At 66.1% G+C, this 20,928-nt stretch carries 18 protein-coding genes; 9 read left to right on the forward strand and 9 right to left on the reverse strand.

The features are described 5' to 3' along the window. Positions 1 to 9 precede the first annotated feature (9 nt). The 3 genes from VUG52_RS12195 to VUG52_RS12205 are packed head-to-tail and all read left to right on the forward strand — an operon-like array spanning position 10 to position 6,127. Positions 10 to 660, forward strand: coding sequence for a GNAT family N-acetyltransferase (locus VUG52_RS12195; protein WP_050705630.1), 651 nt, complete (start codon positions 10 to 12; stop codon positions 658 to 660). Between the two features lie 53 nt (positions 661 to 713). After that, the gene (locus tag VUG52_RS12200; protein ID WP_331833025.1) at positions 714 to 2,456 is read left to right on the forward strand and encodes an autotransporter assembly complex protein TamA; all 1,743 of its coding nucleotides are present in this window, start codon (positions 714 to 716) and stop codon (positions 2,454 to 2,456) included. Then, entirely contained in the window at positions 2,453 to 6,127 is a 3,675-nt protein-coding gene (locus VUG52_RS12205; protein ID WP_442964603.1) for a translocation/assembly module TamB domain-containing protein, read from the forward strand. Before VUG52_RS12200 ends, VUG52_RS12205 begins: the two co-directional genes overlap by 4 nt. An 18-nt stretch (positions 6,128 to 6,145) precedes the next feature. Here the strand turns inward: VUG52_RS12205 and VUG52_RS12210 are convergent, their stop codons facing one another. After that, entirely contained in the window at positions 6,146 to 6,526 is a 381-nt protein-coding gene (locus VUG52_RS12210) for a Mor transcription activator family protein (RefSeq protein WP_050705633.1), read from the reverse strand. 436 nt (positions 6,527 to 6,962) lie between these two features. Here VUG52_RS12210 and VUG52_RS12215 point away from each other — a divergent pair, with 436 nt between their 5' ends. Next, positions 6,963 to 7,151 carry a hypothetical protein gene (locus tag VUG52_RS12215; protein WP_011533313.1) on the forward strand — a complete coding sequence of 63 codons (189 nt, stop codon included), beginning with the start codon at positions 6,963 to 6,965 and terminating at the stop codon, positions 7,149 to 7,151. A 36-nt stretch (positions 7,152 to 7,187) separates the two neighbouring features. On the opposite strand, the gene VUG52_RS12220 is transcribed toward VUG52_RS12215, so the two are convergent. Then, on the reverse strand, positions 7,188 to 7,550 hold the full coding sequence (locus tag VUG52_RS12220; protein WP_050706026.1) for a fe2+ zn2+ uptake regulation protein: 363 nt from the start codon (positions 7,548 to 7,550) through the stop codon (positions 7,188 to 7,190). A 199-nt stretch (positions 7,551 to 7,749) separates the two neighbouring features. On the opposite strand from VUG52_RS12220, the gene pvdQ reads away from it, so the two are divergent. Beyond that, on the forward strand, positions 7,750 to 10,056 hold the full coding sequence (pvdQ, locus tag VUG52_RS12225) for a bifunctional acylase PvdQ (RefSeq protein WP_371263143.1): 2,307 nt from the start codon (positions 7,750 to 7,752) through the stop codon (positions 10,054 to 10,056). A 148-nt stretch (positions 10,057 to 10,204) separates the two neighbouring features. Here the strand turns inward: pvdQ and lpxH are convergent, their stop codons facing one another. Both lpxH and VUG52_RS12235 read right to left on the reverse strand, forming a co-directional pair. Next, the gene (gene lpxH / locus VUG52_RS12230) at positions 10,205 to 10,927 is read right to left on the reverse strand and encodes a UDP-2,3-diacylglucosamine diphosphatase (protein ID WP_331833027.1); all 723 of its coding nucleotides are present in this window, start codon (positions 10,925 to 10,927) and stop codon (positions 10,205 to 10,207) included. After that, complete coding sequence (locus VUG52_RS12235) at positions 10,924 to 11,424, reverse strand: peptidylprolyl isomerase (RefSeq protein ID WP_050706023.1); 501 nt, start codon at positions 11,422 to 11,424, stop codon at positions 10,924 to 10,926. The genes lpxH and VUG52_RS12235 overlap by 4 nt, the downstream gene beginning before the upstream one ends. 247 nt (positions 11,425 to 11,671) lie before the next feature. On the opposite strand from VUG52_RS12235, the gene VUG52_RS12240 reads away from it, so the two are divergent. Next, positions 11,672 to 13,375, forward strand: a complete 1,704-nt coding sequence (locus VUG52_RS12240) for a glutamine--tRNA ligase/YqeY domain fusion protein (RefSeq protein ID WP_050706022.1) — start codon at positions 11,672 to 11,674, stop codon at positions 13,373 to 13,375. Positions 13,376 to 13,384: 9 nt separating this feature from the next. Continuing rightward, on the forward strand, positions 13,385 to 14,767 hold the full coding sequence (gene cysS / locus VUG52_RS12245; RefSeq protein ID WP_050706021.1) for a cysteine--tRNA ligase: 1,383 nt from the start codon (positions 13,385 to 13,387) through the stop codon (positions 14,765 to 14,767). Positions 14,768 to 14,858: 91 nt separating this feature from the next. Here cysS and VUG52_RS12250 read toward each other — a convergent pair whose 3' ends face one another. The 5 genes from VUG52_RS12250 to VUG52_RS12270 form a co-directional block, all read right to left on the reverse strand. After that, the gene (locus VUG52_RS12250; RefSeq protein ID WP_331833029.1) at positions 14,859 to 16,238 is read right to left on the reverse strand and encodes a sensor histidine kinase; all 1,380 of its coding nucleotides are present in this window, start codon (positions 16,236 to 16,238) and stop codon (positions 14,859 to 14,861) included. Next, entirely contained in the window at positions 16,216 to 16,896 is a 681-nt protein-coding gene (locus VUG52_RS12255) for a response regulator transcription factor (protein WP_050706019.1), read from the reverse strand. Before VUG52_RS12255 ends, VUG52_RS12250 begins: the two co-directional genes overlap by 23 nt. A gap of 274 nt (positions 16,897 to 17,170) precedes the next feature. Continuing rightward, on the reverse strand, positions 17,171 to 18,190 hold the full coding sequence (locus VUG52_RS12260) for a branched-chain amino acid aminotransferase (protein ID WP_028690746.1): 1,020 nt from the start codon (positions 18,188 to 18,190) through the stop codon (positions 17,171 to 17,173). A 587-nt stretch (positions 18,191 to 18,777) separates the two neighbouring features. Further along, positions 18,778 to 19,131, reverse strand: coding sequence for a hypothetical protein (locus VUG52_RS12265; protein WP_050706018.1), 354 nt, complete (start codon positions 19,129 to 19,131; stop codon positions 18,778 to 18,780). Further along, on the reverse strand, positions 19,128 to 19,496 hold the full coding sequence (locus VUG52_RS12270; RefSeq protein WP_050706017.1) for a glyoxalase superfamily protein: 369 nt from the start codon (positions 19,494 to 19,496) through the stop codon (positions 19,128 to 19,130). Before VUG52_RS12270 ends, VUG52_RS12265 begins: the two co-directional genes overlap by 4 nt. 284 nt (positions 19,497 to 19,780) lie before the next feature. Here VUG52_RS12270 and VUG52_RS12275 point away from each other — a divergent pair, with 284 nt between their 5' ends. Further along, positions 19,781 to 20,614 carry an urease accessory protein UreD gene (locus tag VUG52_RS12275; protein ID WP_331833030.1) on the forward strand — a complete coding sequence of 278 codons (834 nt, stop codon included), beginning with the start codon at positions 19,781 to 19,783 and terminating at the stop codon, positions 20,612 to 20,614. Positions 20,615 to 20,625: 11 nt separating this feature from the next. After that, positions 20,626 to 20,928, forward strand: coding sequence for an urease subunit gamma (locus VUG52_RS12280; protein WP_038706005.1), 303 nt, complete (start codon positions 20,626 to 20,628; stop codon positions 20,926 to 20,928).

Raw genomic sequence — 20,928 nt, forward strand, 5'->3', positions numbered from 1 at the left:
CTGCCCGCAATGCCCGACGTCATCGCCGCCCCGGCCCGCACCTGCCTGCTCGACGCCGGCTATGCCCGTGAGGCGCGTTCGCTGCTCTACCATGCCTATCGCCACGAGCCGACCTTCGCCTGGCTGTTCGAGGGCCAGCGCCCCGGTTACGAGCGTCGCCTGCGGGTGATGGTGCGCGAGTGGGTGCGCCAGCACTTCTATCTGCAGCTGCCGGCAATCGGCCTGCTGCTGGAGGACCGCCTGGTTGGCCTGGCGCTGATCGTACCGCCGCAGCGGCGCCTGGGCGTGGCCGACAGCTGGGCCTGGCGCCTGCGCATGATCCTCGGCACCGGCCTGCGCTGCACCCGGCGCTACCTGGACTACCAGGCCGCGCTGGCCGGCTGCCTGCCGGGCGACAATGTCCATGTCCTGCCGCTGCTGGGCGTGCACCCGCAGTTCCAGGGCCAGCACTACGGCGAGCAACTGCTGCAGGCCGTGCACGACTGGTGCGCGGAGGACGCCAGCACCGAGGGCGTGGTGCTGGACACCGGCAATGCGCACTACCTGGCGTTCTACCAGCGCCAGGGCTATGAAGAGATCGGCGAGATCGCGGTGGGACCGATCAGGGAGCGGGTGTTCTTCCACCCCAATCCCCGATCGTCCAGGGTGGCGAACCTGTGACAGGTGGTTGCCGACAACCCTCTTGACCCCTTTGCTCTGGTAGCATGCCGCGCATGACGTATTCAGGAAGACTTGGCTGGGGCCTGCTGTTGCTGGCCGCCAGCTCCATGGCATGGGCGCAGAGCGAATTGCTGGTGCGGGTCAAACCCGCCAACAAGGCGCTCAAGTCCAATATCGAAGGGTATATCGGCAGCCTGGGCGAGCGCGACGAAGAAGCCTTGCTGCGCTTCAGTCGGGGCGCCGAGGAGCAGACGCGCAAGGCGGCCCAGGCCCTGGGCTACTACCAGGCGCGGGTCGAGACCGAGGTCAAGCCCGCCAGCGAAAAGGACAAACCTGCGCAACTGATCATCCGGGTCGAGCCCGGGGAGCCTGTGCGCCTGCGCAACGTGACCGTGCGCGTCGACGGGCCGGCCAGCGAGCTCAAGGCCTTTCGCATCCCCGACAGCAAGGCGCTGCGCCCGGGCGAGCAACTCAACCACGGCACCTACGAGGATGCCAAGCGCCTGATCCAGAACCAGGCATCGCGCTACGGCTTTTTCGCCGGGCGCTTTGAGCGCCAGCGCTTGGCGGTGGACCCGCAGGCCGGCGTGGCAGACATCGAGCTGGTCTACCAGAGTGGCCCGCGCTACCGCCTGGGCGCGGTGACCTTCGGCGGCGACGCGCCGCTGGACAACGACCTGCTGCAGCGCATGGTGTCGTTCAAGCCCGGTACCCCCTACGACTCGGAACTGATCGCCGAACTCAACAACGACCTGCAATCGAGCGGCTACTTCGACAGCGTGCGGGTGGACGCCGCGCCCACCGCCGCGGTGGGCGAGGACATCCCGGTGGATGTGCGCCTCGATACCCGCAAACCGCGCACGCTGGGCCTGGGCCTGGGCTTTTCCACCGACGTCGGGCCGCGCGGCAAGGCCAACTGGACCCGCCACTGGGTCAACCCGCAAGGGCACAGCTATGGTTGGGAAACCGAGCTGTCGGCGCCCCGGCAGAACGTCGGGCTGTGGTACGACATCCCGCTCGACCCGCCGCTCACCGACAAGCTGCGCTTCGCCGGCGGCTACCAGAACGAGGACATTTCCGGCACCGACACCTTGAGCAAGCTGCTCACCGTCGGCCCCGAGTGGCACAGCAAGCTGCCCAGTGGCTGGCAACGGGTGATCTCGCTCAAGTACCAGCGCGAGGAATACCGCCTGGGCGACGATTCGGGCTTGAGCAACCTGCTGATGCCGGGTGTCAGCTTCTCGTACCTGCGCAGCGACAACCGCATCGATCCGCACAACGGCTACCGCCTGCAGTTCGATCTGCAGGCGGCCAAGGAAGGCCTGGGCTCGGACACCAACCTGATCCACGGCAACGTGCTGCTCAAGGGGCTCACCACCCTGGGCCAGAACCATCGCTTCCTGGGGCGCGTGCAGTTCGGCGGCAGCGCCACCAACGGCTACCAGCAGAACATCCCGCCGTCGCTGCGCTTCTTCGCCGGTGGCGACCAGAGCGTGCGCGGCTACGACTACCAGTCGCTGTCGCCAAAGAACAACCAGGGCGACCGCATCGGCGGCCGCTACCTGGTGGCCGGCAGCGCCGAGTACCAGTACTCGATCGCGGAAAAATGGCGCCTGGCGACCTTCGTCGACCAGGGCAACTCGTTCAACTCGCTGGAGTTCCCCAGCCTCAAGACCGGTGTCGGCATCGGCGTGCGCTGGGTGTCGCCGGTCGGGCCGTTGCGCCTGGACCTGGCCCGCGCGCTGGACGATGACGGTGGTTTTCGCTTGCACTTCTCCATGGGGCCCGAGCTGTGATGCGTGTGTTCAAACCGATCCTGCTGGTGCTGGCGGGCCTGCTGCTGCTGATCGTCCTGGCACTGGGACTGGTGCTCGGCACCCAGGCGGGCAGCCGCTGGGCGCTGGCGCGGGTGCCGGGGCTCGAGGTCAGCGACTTTACCGGGCGCCTTGGTGGCAGCTGGCAGGCCAGCCTGCTGCGTTGGTCCGCCGGCGACGATCGGGTCGAGCTGCTGGCGCCACAATTGGCCTGGTCGCCGACCTGTCTGCTGCGTGCCACCCTGTGCGTCGAGCGCCTGCAAGCCGAGCGCATCGACATGGCCTTCGCGCCGGGTGAGGACAGCCCCGACAGCGGCCCGCTGCAATTGCCGGCGCTGAAGCTGCCGCTGGCCATCGAACTGGGCGAGGTCAAGGTGGGCCAGTTGCGCCTGGATGGCAGCGACCTGCTGGGCGACCTGAGCCTGGCCGCACACTGGACCGCCAGCGGGCTGCGGGTGGACAGCCTGCAACTGCGCCGCGACGATCTGCGCCTGGATATCCAAGGCGACCTGACGCCCCAGGGTGACTGGCCGCTGCAACTGCAGGGCACGCTGCAACTGCCGACGGTGGATGGCAAGCCGTGGCAGCTGGCCTTGAACGCCAAGGGCGAGCTGCAGAAGACCCTCGCCATCGAGGCCACCAGCAGCGGTTACCTGGACGCCCGGCTGAACGGCGAATTGCAGGCCCTGGCCGAACACCTGCCGGCCCGCCTGAGCATCCGCTCGGAGGCCTTCAAGCCGGCGGGCGAGTTGCCCGACACCTTGCAACTGAACCAGCTCAAGCTCGATGCCCAGGGCGACCTGCTCAAGGGCTACCAGCTCTCAGGCTCGGCCACCTTGCCCGCGGAGCAAGGGCCGGTGGGCCTGGTGCTGGTCGGCAAGGTGGACGCCAAGGGCGCCCGAGTCGATGCCCTGGACCTCAACGCCAGTGACACGCAGCGCCTCAAGCTGCAGGCCAGCGCCGACTGGCAGCAGGGTCTGAGCGCCGACGCCAGCCTCGACTGGCTGGACTTCCCCTGGCTGCGCCTGTATCCGCTGGAGCAGGCGCCCCAGGTCACCCTCAAGCGCTTCAACGCCCAGGTGCAGTACCGCGACGGCAGCTACAAGGGCACATTCAACGGCGACCTGGACGGCCCGGCGGGCGCTTTCAGCCTGGCCAGCCCGTTCGAGGGCGACCTGGGCCAGGTACGCCTGCCGCAGTTGTTGCTCAGCGCGGGGCAGGGCAAGGCCGCAGGCAGTGTCGCCCTGCGTTTCGCCGACACCCTGGCCTGGGATGTCGACCTGCAATTGTCGGCGCTGGATCCGGCCTATTGGCTGGCGGAGCTGCCGGGCACCCTGGCCGGGCCGCTGCGCAGCCAGGGCGAACTGAAGCACGAGCAGCTGGCGCTCAAGGCGCAACTGGACCTCAAGGGTCGCCTGCGTGGCCAGCCGGCGCTGGTCAAGGTCGACGCCGAGGGCGCTGGCGAGCGTTGGACCCTGGGCAGCCTGGCGGTGCAACTGGGTGACAACCGCATCAGCGGCAGCGCCAGCCTGCAGCAGCGCCTGGCCGGGCGTATCGACCTCGACCTGCCGCGCCTGGGCCAGCTCTGGCCGCAACTGCAAGGGCAGGCCAAGGGCCGTCTGGACCTGGCCGGTACCCTGGCCGCGCCCCAGGGCACCCTGACCCTGCAGGGCCAGCAACTGGGCCAGGCCGACAACCGTGTGCAGCGCCTGGACCTCGATGCGCGACTGGACAACGCCCAGCGCGGCCAGCTGACGCTCAAGGCCGGTGGGATCCGCCTGGGGGACACCGCCCTGGGCAGCCTCGATGTGCAAGGCAAGGGCGATATCCGCCAGCAGGCCGCGACGCTGGCCCTCGATGGCCCGCAACTCAAGCTCGACCTGGCGCTGGACGGTGCGCTGAACAAGGGCGACTGGCGTGGCCGCCTGGCCAGCGGGCGCATCCAGGCCGGCGGCCAGGATTGGCAGTTGCAGGCACCGGCGCGCCTGCAACGCCTGGCCAGCGGCCAGCTCGACTTCGGTGCCCACTGCTGGCGCTCCGGCCAGGCCAGCCTGTGCGGCGAGGACCAGCGCCTGGCGCCGGAGCCGCGCCTGCGCTACCACCTCAAGCAGTTCCCGCTGGACAGCCTGGCCCAGTGGCTGCCCAAGGACTTCGCCTGGCAGGGCCTGCTCAATGCCGACATCAACCTCGACATCCCCGCCAGCGGGCCCAAGGGCAGCATTCGCATCGATGCCGGCGGCGGTACCCTGCGGGTGCGCGACAAGGATCGCTGGATCGACTTCCCCTACCAGGTGTTGCGCCTGGACAGCACCCTGGCGCCGCGCCGGGTCGACACCCGCGTGGATTTCCGTGGCGAGCGCCTGGGCGAGCTGAACCTGAATGCCCGCATCGACCCGCTGGGCCGCAACAAACCGTTGTCCGGCGACTTCCGCCTGGCCGGGCTCGATCTGTCGGTCATCCGCCCTTTCCTGCCGATGGTCGAGCGCCTGGCCGGCCAGCTCAACGGCAGCGGGCGCCTGTCGGGTAGCCTGCTGGCGCCCCAGGTCAATGGCAACCTGGCCTTGAGCGGCGGCGAAGTCAGCGGCGCGGAGCTGCCGGTCAGCCTCGAGGATCTGTCGCTGCAGGCACTGATTGCCGGCGAGCAGGTGCAGTTGAACGGCAACTGGCGCAGCGGCGCCGCCGGCCGTGGGCAACTGGCCGGTCACCTGACCTGGGGGCAGGCGCTGGGCATGGACCTGCGCCTGCAGGGCCAGCAACTGCCGGTCAGTGTCGAGCCGTACGCGGCATTGGAGGTGGCGCCCGACCTGACCATCCGCCTGCTGGACGATCGTTTGGCGGTCACCGGCAAGGTGCTGGTGCCCAAGGGCAAGATCACCGTGCGCGAGTTGCCGCCGTCGACGGTCAAGGTCTCGGATGACACGGTGATCGTCGGCCACCAGACCGAGCAGGGCAAGCCGCCGATGGCGGTGGCCATGGACATCGATGTCGAGGTCGGCAGCGAAAAACTGTCGTTCAAGGGCTTCGGCCTTACCGCCAACCTGCTGGGCCATGTACATATCGGCGACAACCTCGACACCCGCGGAGAACTGAGCCTGGCCGACGGGCGCTATCGGCAGTATGGGCAGAATCTGACCATCCGCCGTGCGCGCCTGTTGTTCGCCGGACCCATCGACCAGCCGTACCTGGACATCGAGGCCATCCGCCAGGTCGATGACGTGATTGCCGGTATCCGCCTGAGCGGCAGCGCCGAGCAGCCGACCACCAAGGTGTTCTCGGAGCCTGCGATGAGCCAGGAGCAGGCGTTGTCCTACCTGGTGCTGGGCAGGCCGCTGAACAGCTCCGGCGAGGACAACAACATGCTTGCCGAAGCGGCGCTGGGCCTGGGCCTGATGGGCAGCGCCGGCCTGACCGGTGGCCTGGCCTCGAACCTGGGCATCGACGACTTCCAGCTCGATACCCAGGGCACGGGCAACAAGACCAGCGTGGTGGCCAGCGGCAATCTTACCGAGCGGCTTAGCCTGCGTTATGGCGTCGGCGTATTCGAGCCGGCCAACACCATCGCCTTGCGCTACAAGCTCAGCAAGAAGGTGTACCTCGAGGCCGCCAGCGGCCTGGCCAGTTCGCTGGATATCTTCTACAAGCGCGATTTCTAAGCCCGGTGGAGTGCCTGCTCAGCGGGCATGGCACTCCTGGCGACGAATGTTGCCGATCTGCCGCAGGCTCAGACCGTACTTGTTGGCCAGCAAGCTGCGGGACAGCCCGTTGGCGCTTTCCTTCTGGATCTGCTGGTTGCGCAGCTGGCGCTGGAAGTGATCGGGCTTGGGGATTTCCAGGGCCAGGCCGGCATAGCGCTCGATCAGCGCGTCGAGCGCTTCGGACGGCAAGAGATCGGCCAGCTTGCTGCGGTCGCGGTGCTTGGGAATGTACTTGGGGCGTCCGCCAAAAGCGCAGGTCAGGCGGTAGGCGCTGTCCAGGCCGATGCACTCGATCAGCGCCTGCAGCGATTGAGGCAGTTGGGTGATGTCGATATTGCTCAGGTCTGGCTTTTCCACGAAATGGTTCCTTCCGTCATGTAGGTTTGGCAGACGCCGAGGCCCGGTTGGCTGCGGCGTGGTCGGCCACGGGTGGCGGTCCGAGTGGCGTGGTCCGATTTTCGAACAGCAGCGGAAAGGGTCGCTAGGCGCGAAGCGGACCGGAGCTTGTAGTCGCAACTGCCTGTTGTTTGCGGGCAGCCTGATCGCGTGAAGTAGGAAACGCCTTCACCCTTTAGCTACAGGCCCCAAATCGTCTAGTGAAGGGGTTCCATGATGGCGGTTTGGGTGTGTGACCCAGGCCTTCGCGCGCAGACACGCCCGGGTGTCCTGGGGTGAGGAGGTCTGTGCAGGGAAAGGGGGGCGGGCAGGAACTTCAGCGGGGGAAAAGCGGGCGAGGTATCATGGCGTCGGCTCCGCTGGAGCCTCATGTCCCCGATGTCGCAAGGAATTTCCGATGACCCACGTGCAGCGCCTCAAATACTCGATCCTGATCATCCTGGTGGTCCTGGGGATCATGCTCGGCCTAAGCTACCTGCAGAAGCAGGGCACTATCAGCGAGCAGACGTTCCAGTACATCGCCATCGCCATCGCGGTGGTCGTGGTGGTGATCAACGGGATCCTGCGGCGCAAGGTCAAGCCCTGAGACGGGCGGGCCGGCATATCCTTGCCGGCCAGGCGCTCAACGCGAGACGGGTTGCTCGAGCACGGCCCGGGCCTGGGGGTTGAGGCTGTAGCACTTGTCGCTACCCAGGCTGATGACGCCTTCGCTGCACAGGCGCTTGAGCACCTCGCGCACACTCAGGAACGACAGCGGAATATCCAGTTGCTCGAGTTGCGCATGCACGCCGCGCACGCCAATGCTGCGGCCACTGCGCCCGGCGGTGTGCAGCGCGTCGATGACCTTCAGGCGGATCAGGCTGGTGCGCAGGCCATAGGCGCGCAGCAGCTCGCGGATCTGTTCGTTGCCCACGCGTTCCTCCTGGGGGGCGGCGGCCTGGCCTGGGGCGGGCGGCGCCGATAGCGATTGTTGCGGGTTGTACATGTGAATGCTCCTTTTCGTGGACTGTCCCGAAATCATGGGTGCCTCACATCTAAAGACGAATGAGATCGACAAAACTGCAACCCTCGGTGAAAAAAATCTGACACGTTCTGTTGAGGACGTTGCAGCCTCGCGTCGACCGTAAAATTTTCATCCGGCCATTCGTCTGTTCGGGATGACCCCGATAGCACGAGGAGTGCCTGTGATCCCTCTTCCCCTGTTCCGCCTGGGCCTTGCCGCCGCCCTGGTTGCCTCCAGCCTGGCTGTCCAGGCACGGGAGGTCGCCGACGAGGCCTCTGCGCAGATCCGTCGCACCAGCTTCGGCGTGCCGCATATCCTGGCCAAGGACGAACGCGGCCTGGGCTACGGCATCGGCTATGCCTACGCCCAGGACAACCTGTGCCTGCTGGCCAACGAGGTGCTGACGGTCAATGGCGAGCGCTCGCGCTATTTCGGTGGCGACGCCAAGACGGTCGAACAGCGCGACAACCTGTCCAGCGACCTGTTCTTCACCTGGCTCAACGAGTCGGCGGCGGTGGACGCCTTCCTGCAGGCGCAGCCGGTGGCGGTACGCGACCTGCTCGACGGCTATGCCAGCGGCTACAACCGGGCCCTGGGCGAGCGGCGTGCCCAAGGCCTGCCGGCCGAGTGCGGGGCAGGGGACTGGGTGCGGCCGATCAGCAGCCGCGACCTGGTCAAGCTGACCCGGCGCCTGCTGGCCGAAGGCGGTGTCGGCCAGTTTGTCGAGGCGGTGGTGGCCGCGACCCCGCCGGAGCTGGCGGCGCAACGCCCGACGGTCGACTACAGCATGGCCTTGGCGCGCCAGGCGCAGTTCGCCGCCGAGCGTGGCAGCAACGCCGTGGCGGTGGGCAGCGAGCGTTCGGCCAATGGTCGCGGGCTGCTGCTGGCTAACCCGCATTTCCCCTGGATCGGCGGGATGCGCTTCTACCAGATGCAACTGACCATCCCCGGACAGCTGGATGTGATGGGCGCGGCCCTGCCGGGCCTGCCGGTGGTCAATATCGGTTTCAACCGCCATCTGGCCTGGACCCATACCGTCGACACCTCGAAGCATTTCACCCTCTACCGCCTGCAGCTGGACCCCAAGGACGCGACCCGTTACCTGTATGACGGCCAGTCGCTGCCACTCGAGCGCAAGCAGCTCAAGGTCAAGGTCAAGGGCAAGGACGGCACGCTGAGCGAGGTGGAGCGCACCATCCACCTGTCGAAGTTCGGCCCGGTGGTGCAATGGCCAGGGCGGCTGGACTGGGACAACCAGGCGGCCTACAGCCTGCGCGACGCCAACCTGGACAATACCCGGGTGCTGCAGCAGTGGTACCGGATCAACCGCGCCGATAGCCTGGAGGCGCTCAAGGCCTCGGTGGGGCAGTTGCAGGGTATTCCCTGGGTCAACACCCTGGCGGTGGATGCCGCCGGCCAGGCCTTGTACCTGAACCAGTCGGTGGTGCCCTATGTCGACCAGACGCTGCTGGCGCAGTGCAGTAATCCGGCGGCCTCCGGCCCGCTGGTGGTGCTCGATGGCTCGCGCAGTGCCTGCCAGTGGAAGGTCGACGCGCAGGCGGCCCAGCCGGGGATCTTCCCGGCGAACCTGCTGCCGAGCCTGGAGCGACGCGACTATGTGCAGCATGCCAACGATTCGGCGTGGATGGCCAACCCGGCCCAGCCGTTGACCGGCTTCTCACCGCTGGTCAGCCGTGCCGACCAGCCCCTGGGCATGCGCAGCCGCTTTGCCCTGCAGCGCCTGCAGGGCAAGGACAAGCTGGGTGTCGCCGAGCTGCAGCGCATGGTGTTCGATGACGAGGTGTACCAGGCCAGCTTGTTGTTGCCGGACCTGCTGCAGTGGTGCAAGGGTGTGGAGGCGGATATTGAGCCAGTGTGTGCCAGCCTGCGGGCCTGGAACGGCAAGGCCGACCTGGACAGCAGTGTCGGCCTGGTCCACTTCATCAATATCGCCGGCGCGTTGGCCGAGCACCCGCAAAGCTGGCGCGTGCCGTTCGACCCGGCCGACCCGCAGCACACCCCGCGTGGCCTGGCGGTGGAGCAGGCCGCGGTAGGCAAGCTGCTGCGCGAGGCGGCGCTGGCGTCGCTGGAGCAGGTGGGCAAGGCGGGCATCGCCGCCGATCAGCGTTGGGGGCAGATCCAGCAGGCTGCCGATGGCACGCCGGTACCCGGTGGTCCGCAGGCCCTCGGTGTCTACAACGCGATGGTCAGTGTGCCGGTGGGGCCGGGCAAGCGCCTGGTGGTCAGTGGTTCGAGCTATCTGCAGGTGGTCAGCTTCACCGAGCAAGGGCCAAAGGCTCAGGGATTGCTGGCGTTCTCGTTGTCGAGCGAAAAGGCGTCGGCGCATACCGCCGACCAGACGCGGGCCTTCGCGGCCAAGCAACTGGCGCCGATCCCGTTTACCGAGGCGCAGATCAAGGCTGATCCGCAGTATCGGCAGTATGTGATCAGCGAGCGGGACAAGGGGCGGGTGGTCAGCGCCCAGTAATCAGGCGTCCTCTGTAGGAGCGGCCTCGTGCCGCGAAAGGGCTGCAAAGCAGCCCCGGCGTTCGTTGCATAATCGCTGAAATCGGGGGCCGCTTTGCGGCCCTTTCGCGGCACAAGGCCGCTCCTACAGAGGGCTGCGCGTCTGCCGCTCAGGAAAACTCGAACGGCGCCAGCTGGAAGCCCTGTTCGTCCACCTGCAACGCCCAGCCCCGACGATCCCAGTCCCCCAGCACGATACGCCGCGCCGGCTGGCCGTCGACCACCAGCTTGTGCAACGCCGGCCGGTGGGTGTGGCCATGGACCAGGGTGCGCACGCCGTGGGCGGCCATCACCTTGGGCACTTCCTCGGGGGTGACGTCGACGATCTCGGTGCTCTTAATCCGCGTCTGCGAGCGGCTTTCGCTGCGCAGCTTGCGCGCCAGCTTGTGCCGCGTGCCCAGCGGCAGGTGCCGCAGGATCCACAAGGTCAGTGGGTTACGCAGGTAACGGCGCAGCTTCATGTAGGCCACGTCGCGGGTGCACAGGGTGTCGCCGTGCATCAGCAGCACCGCCTCGCCACCGAGTTCGACCACGCTTGGGTCGGCCAGCAGGGTGCAGCCGGCGGCGTCGCAGAACGCCTGGCCGATGAGGAAGTCGCGGTTGCCGTGCATCAGGTAGATCGCCGTGCCGCTGTCGCTCAGCCGGCGCAGGGCCTGGCAGATCGACTGCTGGAACGGCGTCATCGCATCGTCGCCGATCCAGGCTTCGAAGAAGTCGCCGAGGATGTACAGCGCCTTGGCATGGCGGGCGCGGCCGTCGAGCAGATCAAGAAACGCCCGGGTGATGTCCGGGCGTTCTTCTTGCAGGTGCAGATCGGAGATCAGCAGTATCACTCAATGATCTCGGCTTTCTCGATGATCACGTCTTCTTTCGGTACGTCCTGGTGGCCAGACTTGGAACCGGTGGCGACTTTCTCGATGGCGTCGACCACTTCCTTGCCTTCGATCACTTCACCGAATACCGCGTAGCCCCAGCCCTGCACGTTCTTGCCGCTGTGGTTGAGGAAGCCGTTGTCGGAGGCGTTGATGAAGAACTGCGCGGAGGCCGAGTGCGGCTCCATGGTACGGGCCATGGCGATGGTGTACTTGTCGTTCTTCAGGCCGTTGTCAGCTTCGTTCTGGATGCTGGCGCGGGTCTTCTTCTGGCTCATGTTTGCGTCGAAACCGCCGCCCTGGATCATGAAACCCTTGATTACACGGTGGAAGACGGTGCCATCGTAGTGGCCTTCCTTGACGTACTGAACGAAGTTCTCGGTGGTCAGCGGGGCTTTCTCTGCGTTCAGTTGCAGGACGATATCGCCGTGGTTGGTGCTCAGTTTGACTTTGGACATGCTGAAATTCGCTCTTTCAAGGCATTCGGGAAATAGGGTGCGCGGTGCGCTCGGATGACCTGACGCAGGATCAGGCCGCCGCGGCACACGCCACTGGGGCGCCATTGTGCCGGATTGTAGACCGCTGCGGCGACAAAACGCGCCACTTTGTCGGTGCTCCGGCTGTCAGCAGCTTGACTGCTTCGGCTATGATAGGCGCTTTGATTCAATCGGCCTACCCGGCCGGCTACCTGCATTCAAGGACACTATGAGCAAGCCCACTGCCGACAACGCGCCAAACGCCGCTGCCAAAGGCGCACCCGCCGTCCCTGTGAACTTCCTGCGGCCGATCGTCCAGGCCGACCTGGACTCGGGCAAGCACCAGAGCATCGTCACCCGTTTCCCGCCTGAGCCCAACGGTTACCTGCACATCGGTCACGCCAAGTCGATCTGCGTCAACTTCGGCCTGGCCAAGGAATTCGGCGGTGCCTGCCACCTGCGTTTCGACGACACCAACCCGGCCAAGGAAGACCAGGAGTACATCGACTCCATCCAGCGTGACGTCAAGTGGCTGGGCTTCGAGTGGGCGGGCCCGGTGCGCTACGCCTCGGACTACTTCGAGCAGCTGCACGCCTGGGCCGTGGAGCTGATCAAGTCGGGCAACGCCTATGTCTGCGACCTGACCCCCGAGCAGGCCAAGGAATACCGCGGCAGCCTGACCGAGGCCGGCAAGAACAGCCCGTTCCGCGAGCGCAGCGTCGAGGAGAACCTCGACCTGTTCGCGCGCATGAAGGCCGGCGAGTTCAAGGACGGCGAGCGCGTGCTGCGCGCCAAGATCGACATGGCCTCGCCGAACATGAACCTGCGCGACCCGATCCTGTACCGCATCCGCCATGCCCACCACCACCAGACCGGTGACAAGTGGTGCATCTACCCCAACTACGACTTCACCCACGGTCAGTCGGACGCCATCGAAGGCATCACCCACTCGATCTGCACCCTGGAGTTCGAAAGCCACCGTCCGCTGTACGACTGGTTCCTCGACAAGCTGCCGGTGCCGGCGCACCCGCGCCAGTACGAGTTCAGCCGCCTGAACCTGAACTACACCATCACCTCCAAGCGCAAGCTCAAGCAGCTGGTGGATGAAGGTCACGTCGAGGCCTGGGACGATCCGCGCATGTCGACCCTGTCGGGCTACCGCCGCCGTGGCTACACCCCGGCGTCGATTCGCAACTTCTGCGAGATGATCGGCACCAACCGTTCCGACGGCGTGGTCGACATGGCGATGCTCGAGTTCAGCATCCGCGACGACCTCGACCGCACCGCGCCACGCGCCATGTGCGTGCTGCGCCCGCTGAAGGTGGTGATCACCAACTACCCCGAGGGCCAGGTCGAGCAGCTCGAACTGCCGCGCCACCCGAAGGAAGACATGGGCGTGCGCGTGCTGCCGTTCGCCCGCGAGCTGTACATCGACCGCGACGACTTCATGGAAGAGCCGCCCAAGGGCTACAAGCGCCTGGAGCCGGCCGGCGAAGTGCGCCTGCGTGGCAGCTACGTGATCCGCGCCGACGAGGCGATCAAGGATGCCGACGGCAACATCGTCGAACTGCGCTGCTCGTACGATCCGGACACCCTGGGCAAGAACCCCGAGGGCCGCAAGGTCAAGGGCGTGATCCATTGGGTGCCGGCGCAAGGCAGCGTCGAGTGCGAAGTGCGCCTGTACGACCGCCTGTTCCGCTCCGCCAACCCGGAGAAGACCGAAGACGGCGGCAGCTTCCTCGACAACATCAACCCCGATTCGCTGCAGGTACTCAGCGGTTGTCGCGCGGAACCTTCCCTGGGCCAGGCCCAGCCAGAAGACCGCTTCCAGTTCGAGCGCGAAGGCTACTTCTGCGCCGACCTGAAAGACTCCCAGCCGGGTCGCCCGGTATTCAACCGGACCGTGACCCTGCGCGATTCGTGGGGCAGCTGAGGAACCTTCGTGCTTACCATCTACAACACGCTGAGCAAGACCAAGGAAGTTTTCAAGCCGCTGGACGGCAACAAGGTGCGCATGTACGTGTGCGGCATGACCGTGTACGACTACTGCCACCTGGGCCACGGCCGCAGCATGGTGGCCTTCGACCTGGTCACCCGCTGGCTGCGCAAGAGCGGCTATGAGCTGACCTATGTGCGCAACATCACCGACATCGACGACAAGATCATCAACCGGGCGAACGAGAACGGCGAGTCGTTCGACGCGCTGACCGCCCGCATGATCGACGCGATGCACGAGGACGAGCGCCGCCTGAGCATCCTCAAGCCTGACCTGGAACCACGTGCCACCGACCATATCCCCGGCATGCACGCGATGATCCAGACCCTGATCGACAAGGGCTATGCCTACGCGCCGGGCAACGGCGACGTGTACTACCGCGTCGGCAAGTTCGTCGGCTACGGCAAGCTGTCGCGCAAGAAGATCGAAGACCTGCGGATCGGTGCCCGCATCGAGGTCGACGAGGCCAAGCAGGACCCGCTGGACTTCGTCCTGTGGAAGGGCGTCAAGCCGGGCGAGCCGTACTGGGATTCGCCGTGGGGCCCGGGTCGTCCAGGCTGGCACATCGAGTGCTCGGTGATGTCCACCTGCTGCCTGGGCGAGAGCTTCGACATCCACGGTGGCGGCAGCGACCTGGAGTTCCCGCACCACGAGAACGAGATCGCCCAGAGCGAGGCGGCCACCGGCAAGCAGTACGCCAACGCCTGGATGCACTGCGGCATGATCCGTATCAATGGCGAGAAGATGTCCAAGTCGTTGAACAACTTCTTCACCATCCGTGACGTGCTCGACAAGTACCACCCGGAAGTGGTGCGTTACCTGCTGGTGGCCAGCCACTACCGCAGCGCGATCAACTACTCAGAGGACAGCCTGCGCGACGCCAAGGGCGCGCTCGAGCGCTTCTACCACGCGCTGCGCGGCTTGCCGCGGGTCGCTGCCAAGGGTGGCGAGGCATTCGTCGAGCGTTTCACCGTGGCGATGAACGACGACTTCGGCACGCCGGAAGCCTGCGCCGTGCTGTTCGACCTGGTGCGCGAGATCAACCGCCTGCGCGACAGCGACCCCGAGGCCGCCGCCGGCCTGGCGGGTCGCCTGCGCGAACTGGGGGATGTGCTGGGTGTGCTGCAACTGGAAGCCGATGACTTCCTGCGCGCCGGTGCCGAGGGCAAGGTCGATGCCGCCGAAGTGGAGGCGCTGATCCAGGCGCGTCTGCAGGCGCGCACCGACAAGAACTGGGCCGAGTCCGACCGCATCCGCGACCAGCTGACGGCCATGGGCGTGGTGCTGGAAGACAGCAAGGGCACTACCACCTGGCGCCTGGCTGACTGATTGGCTGAAGCCCTATCGCGGGGCAAGCCCGCTCCCACGCCAGCCCCCCCAAGCAGTACTGGCGTGGGAGCGGGCTTGCCCCGCGATGCTTTTAAACGACGGAACAGTGCAGCACTAATTTGGCACCACCCAGTTCGCTGGAGCCCACCTCCAGCCCGAACCCATGCAGGTCGACGATCGCCGCGACGATCGACAGCCCCAACCCGAACCCCGGGTGGCGATGGCCTTCCTCGCTGCGGTAGAAACGCTTCAACACCGCCTCGCGCTCATCCGCCGGAATCCCCGGCCCGCTGTCCTCGACGGCGATATGCACGCCTTGATCGTCTTCGCTGGCGACCATGCGCACCTGGCCGCCTTGCGGGGTGAACTTGATCGCATTGCCTACCAGGTTGGCCAGGGCCTCGAACAGCAATTCCCGATCACCATGCAGCGCCGCCAGTTGCGCGGGCTGCTCCAGCTGCAGACGGATGCCGCCATCCTCGGCCAGTGGCAGGTAGAAGTCGTGCAGCTCCACCAGCAAGGCCTGCGGGTCGAGCTGGACGAAGCCGGCGCGGCGCTGGCGGTCCTCCAGTTCGCTGATACGCAGCAGGCCACGGAAGCGTGCCATCAGCGTGTCGGTCTCGCCGATCGCCTGGTCCAGTGCTTCGCCTTCGGCAGAGTCGGCGCCGCTTTGCTGGCGAATGCGATAGAGCTGCGCGCGCAGGCGGGTGAGGGGCGTGCGCAGGTCGTGGGCGATGTTGTCACAGACCCCCTTGACCTCATGCATCAGCCTTTCGATGCGATCGAGCATGGCATTGACAATGGCCGCCAGCATGTCCAGTTCATCCCGGCGCACCGACACCGGCAGGCGGTGGGTCAGGTCACCGGCGACGATCAGTTCGGCCTGGGCCTGGATCGCCCGGATGCGTTTGAGCGGTCGGCGGCGTAGCAGGTACCAGCCGGCGAAGCCTGGAATCAGGGTCAGGGAAATGCCCCAAAGCAGCGCGTCGAGAATGATCCGGGTGACCACGAACAGCGAGCCGTTGTCGCGCACCAGCACCAGCCAGCGACCGTCCTGGACCTTGATCGCCACGGCGTCGCAGCTGTCGCGGGGCAGGTGTGGATCGTCGGCGTCCAGGCAGCGCTTGAGTTCATGGACCTTGCCGTCCAGGCCCAGCTCCGGCGGGATGCTGCGGATGCGCCCGCCAATCGGGTTGAGCTGTGGGTCGAACAGGCCGTAGGCGTCGAAGCTGCGCTCCTCGAAGGCCTGGCTTGCGATCAGCGCGTCGTCCAGCTGCTTGCCGCTCATATGGGCGAACAGGTGCTGGCGTTGCAGCATGGAATGACGGGTGAGCTTGTTCAGGTAGCTGGTGACCTCGAAGTACAGCACCCCCATGAGGATGCTGCTCCAGGCCACGAACAGGAAGCTGTACAGCGCGAGCAGGCGGCTGGTGGAGGAGCTCCAGCCCTTAGACGGGTTCGGCAATGGCATAGCCGGAGCCCCGTACGGTACGGATCAGCGGGTTCTGCCCGGGCGAGTCGATCTTCTTGCGCAGACGGCCGATGTGCACGTCGATCAGGTTGGTGCCCGGGTCGAAGTGGTAGCCCCAGACTTCCTCGAAGATCATCATCCGGGTGATCACCTGGCCGGAGTGGCGCATCAGGTACTCGAGCAGTTTATATTCGGTGGGCAGCAGGTTCAGCGCCTGTTCGCCGCGGCGCGCCTCATGGCTGATCAGGTCCAGCTCGAGGTCGGCGACCTGCAGGCGGGTCTGGGTCATCGGCACGCTGTTGCGTCGCAGCAGCACCTCGACCCGGGCGGCCATCTCGTCGGAAGCGAACGGCTTGGTCAGGTAGTCGTCGCCGCCGGCGCGCAGGCCGCGCACGCGCTCGTCGACGTCCGACAGGGCGCTGATCATCAGGATCGGCGTGGTGATCTTCAGGTTGCGCAGGGTGGTGACGATGGTCAGGCCATCGACCTCGGGCAGCATGCGGTCGAGGGTGATCAGGTCATAGCCGCCGGCGATGGCCTTGGCCAGGCCTTCACGGCCATTGTCGGCCCAGTCGACTTCCAGACCGTGGCTGGACAGTTCGGCGACGATTTCCTGGGCGGTGACGGCGTCGTCTTCGATGGTCAGTACGCGAGGCATGCTGGTTCCTGGGCGGCGAGTGGAGACCTGATTGTGCCAAAGAATAGACAACCGGCGATTTAAGAAAAATTCATCTGGCGGCAGGGGAACCCGGCATGGTCTGCACGCGCGGGCTTGATAGGAGCTTGCGAGGGGGCTTGGCGGGATAAGGTGTCGTGGGAGCGGGCTTGCCCCGCGATGGCATTCTCTCAGGCAACCCAGCCATAGCGGCTGGGCGCCATCGCGGGGCAAGCCCGCTCCCACAATGCCATCGCTGGCATGCTCTGTTGAAGCCTCAGGCGACCTTGACGATCCAGCCCGCCGGGGCTTCGACGTCACCGCTCTGGATACCGGTCAGCTCGGCATAGAGCTTCTGGGTGACCGGGCCGACTTCGGTTTCGCTGTGGAACACGTGCAGCTTGCCGTTGTACTGGATACCGCCGATCGGCGTGATCACCGCGGCGGTGCCGCAGGCGCCGGCTTCGACGAAGCGATCGAGCTTGTCGATTTCCACGTCGCCTTCGATCACTTTTAGGCCCAGGCGCGATTCGGCCAGTTCCATCAGCGACAGGCGGGTGATGCCCGGCAATACCGAGATCGACTTCGGCGTGACGAATTCGTTGTTGGCGGTGATGCCGAAGAAGTTGGCCGAGCCGACTTCCTCGATCTTCTTGTGGGTCAGCGGGTCGAGGTAGATGCAGTCGGCGAAGCCGGCTTTCTTGGCCTCGTAGCCTGGTTGCAGGCTGGCCGCGTAGTTGCCGCCGACCTTGGCTGCGCCGGTGCCTTGCGGGGCTGCGCGGTCGTAGTCGGAGATCAGGAACTTGTGCGGGGTCATGCCGCCCTTGAAGTACGAACCGACCGGGATGGCGAAGACCGAGAAGATGAACTCGGGGGCGGTGCGCACGCCGATGTTGTCACCGGTGCCGATCACGAACGGACGCAGGTACAGCGCGCCCTTGCCGTGCGGCGGAACGAATTTCTCGTTGGCCTTGACCACCTGCTTGCAGGCTTCGATGAACTGTTCGGTCGAGACCCGTGGCATCAGCAGGCGATCACAGCTGCGCTGCATGCGCGCGGCATTCTGGTCGGGGCGGAACAGGTTGATCGAACCGTCCTTGCAGCGGTAGGCCTTCAGGCCTTCGAAGCACTGCTGGCCATAGTGCAGGGCGGTGGAGCCTTCACTGATGTGCAGCACGTTGTCTTCGGTCAGGGTGCCCTTGTCCCACTCGCCGTTACGCCATACGGACAGGTAACGTTTGTCGGTCTTGATGTAGTCGAAACCCAGCTTGTCCCAGTTAATGCTTTCGTTACTCATGACACCCTCATTGCTCTGGCCCGAACACGGCGGGCTGCTTTTATATGCGCACCCCGCCACCATAATACATCCGGCGCGGATCGGGAACGGCCAGTCACACAATCCGCCGGGCGTGCGGGTGGGTGGGGGGCTTGGTTCTTGGTTGATTCGAGATTTGAGTTGGGTCATCAGGTGCATGGCGGGATATTGGGTGAGGGCCACCAGGTGCCTGGCTGTGTTTCTGTAGGGGCTATGAGATCGAGCGCCGCCCGCGCGGCGCATCGCGGGACAAGCCCGCTCCCACATTTGTTTCGGGCCAGTCTTTCCTGTGCCATCACCTGGTCCGCCTTGTTGGTCCGACGCGGTTTTGGCGTGGTCGCTAACGCTGCTCCACATGACTCAAGGCATGCACCAAGGCAGACGCAGGTACTTTCACAGGCATAATTGGCCCGAAACAAATGTGGGAGCGGGCTTGTCCCGCGATGCGCCGCGCGGGCGGCGCTCGATCTCATAGGCGCTGCAAAAACACCGACGATCACCTGGTGGCTTTCACTCTGTATCCCGGCGGGCACCTGCCGGCCCCCATACGATCCAATGTGGTCACGAACTCAGCGCAACCGCCGATTCCAGTCTCCACCATGGTCGCGCCAGCAAGCTTCTTCACTGTCATAGCGCAAATGCCAGGCCACATGGTCCAGCCGTACACCGGCCTCGGCCAGTGCCTGGGTGCTCAGCTCCAGTATCCGCGCCTTGTCCGCGCCGGCCAGTGCCCGGGCCTTGTCGGTGTCGTCGGTGAACACCCAGGTGATGCGCAGGCTGGCGGGGAAGTCGTCGAGGTCCACCTGGTGGGTGAGCCAGGCGAAACCGACGATTTCGCCCTGGGCGGTGGCGCAGGCCTCGGTCAGGCAGGCGACCATCTCCCGCTCCAGGCGCGCCAGGGCACGCTTGCCGCCGGCCATCAGACGTTGTCGATCTGCTGGCAGAAGCGCAGGCGGTTGCCGAACGGGTCGGCGACCTGCATCTCCAGGCCCCAGTCGACTGCCTCGGCGTGCGGTCGCGCATAGCCGTATTGTTTGGCCAGCAGCTCGCGCTCCAGGGCCTTGAGGTCCTCGACCCGGGCGAACACCGCCGCGCCCGGCGTGGCATCGCCGTGGTGCTCGGACAGGTGCAGGATCAGGCCGTCGCGGTGGACCTGCATGTACAGCGGCAGGTCCGGGGCGAAGCGGTGTTCCCAGTCGAGCTGGAAACCGAGGAAGTCGAGGTAGAACTCCCGGGCCTTGTCGACCGAGAAGATCCGCAGGATCGGAATGGCGGGGGCGAATTGCATGGGGGCGTCCTTGGCTCGAAAAAGGGCAGGGTGGTCACTTTAGCGCACTTCGCCATCGAGGCCGGCACCCGAATTGAGCGCCCGGGCGCAGCCGCTCTGGGCCGTAGCCTTGCGGCATGACTGACGGTTCGAAAGTTTCATCATCGTTCATCTGCGCAGTTGGCCCGCTCCCTGCTATATCCCCTCAGCGAATATTGATCGAGTGGTCAGCCCGGAATGCCCGCAAGCACTCCGCGCTTGACCCTCAATCCGGCCGCCAGGTCACGGATTTCAGGGGTTCCAGGATGTCGTTGGCGCAACAGATCGACCCACCGCAGGCAGACCCGGGCTGGAGCGCCCATCTGCAGTTGCGCTTCGTCCAGCGCGAGGGCGTGACCCGCCTTGGTGCGCGGCGTCATGTCGGACCTCTTTTGGTGCAGCGGCCGTTCTACCCGGAGGGCGCGCCGTGCCATGTCTATGTGCTGCACCCGCCCGGCGGGGTCGTTGCCGGTGACCGCCTGGAGCTGGACATCCAGCTGGAGAGCGGCAGCCACGCCTTGCTGACCATGCCCGGCGCCAGCAAGTTCTACCGCAGCATCGGCCCCACCGCGCGCCTGGCCCAGCGCTTTCACCTCGCCGCCGGCAGCACCCTGGAGTGGCTGCCCCAGGACAGCATCTTCTTCAACGGTGCCCGGGCCTGCCTGGACAGCCGTTTCACCCTCGAGCCCAGTGCCCGCCTGCTGGCCTGGGAGACGCTATGCCTGGGCCGCCCGGTGATGGGCGAGCGCTTCGAGCAGGGCGCCCTGGACAGCCGATTGCGCATCGAACTGCCCGGTGAGCCCGGCCTGCACGAGCGCCTGCGCATCGAAGGCGGGCACCTGGACAAACTGGCCGGGCATCCGCTGATCGCCACGTTCTGCGCCGCGCCGGCCGACCAGGCGCTGCTCGACCAGGTGCGCCAGGCCCTCGACGAACTGGCCACGCCCACCGGCGCGACCCTGCTCGGCCCGCTGCTGGTGATCCGCCTGCTCGACCATGACAACCAACACCTGCAACGCAACCTGCAGCGCCTCTGGCACCTGCTGCGCCCGGCCGTGCTCGGCCTGGCGCCGTGCCCGCCGCGCATCTGGGCCACCTGAAGAGAGCCGCCATGGAGCTGACCCCGCGAGAGAAAGACAAACTGCTGCTGTTCACCGCCGCCTTGCTGGCCGAGCGGCGCCTGGCCCGTGGCCTGAAACTCAACTACCCGGAAGCGGTGGCGCTGATCAGCGCCGCGGTGCTCGAAGGCGCCCGCGATGGCCGCACCGTGGCCGAGCTGATGAGCCTGGGCCGTGAGGTGCTGGTACGCGAGCAGGTGATGGCCGGCGTGCCGGAAATGCTGCACGACGTCCAGGTCGAGGCGACCTTCCCCGACGGCACCAAGCTGGTGACCGTGCATGAACCCATCGTTTGA

The sequence above is a fragment of the Pseudomonas sp. LH21 genome, assembly GCF_036549575.1.
Taxonomy (GTDB): domain Bacteria; phylum Pseudomonadota; class Gammaproteobacteria; order Pseudomonadales; family Pseudomonadaceae; genus Aquipseudomonas; species Aquipseudomonas peradeniyensis.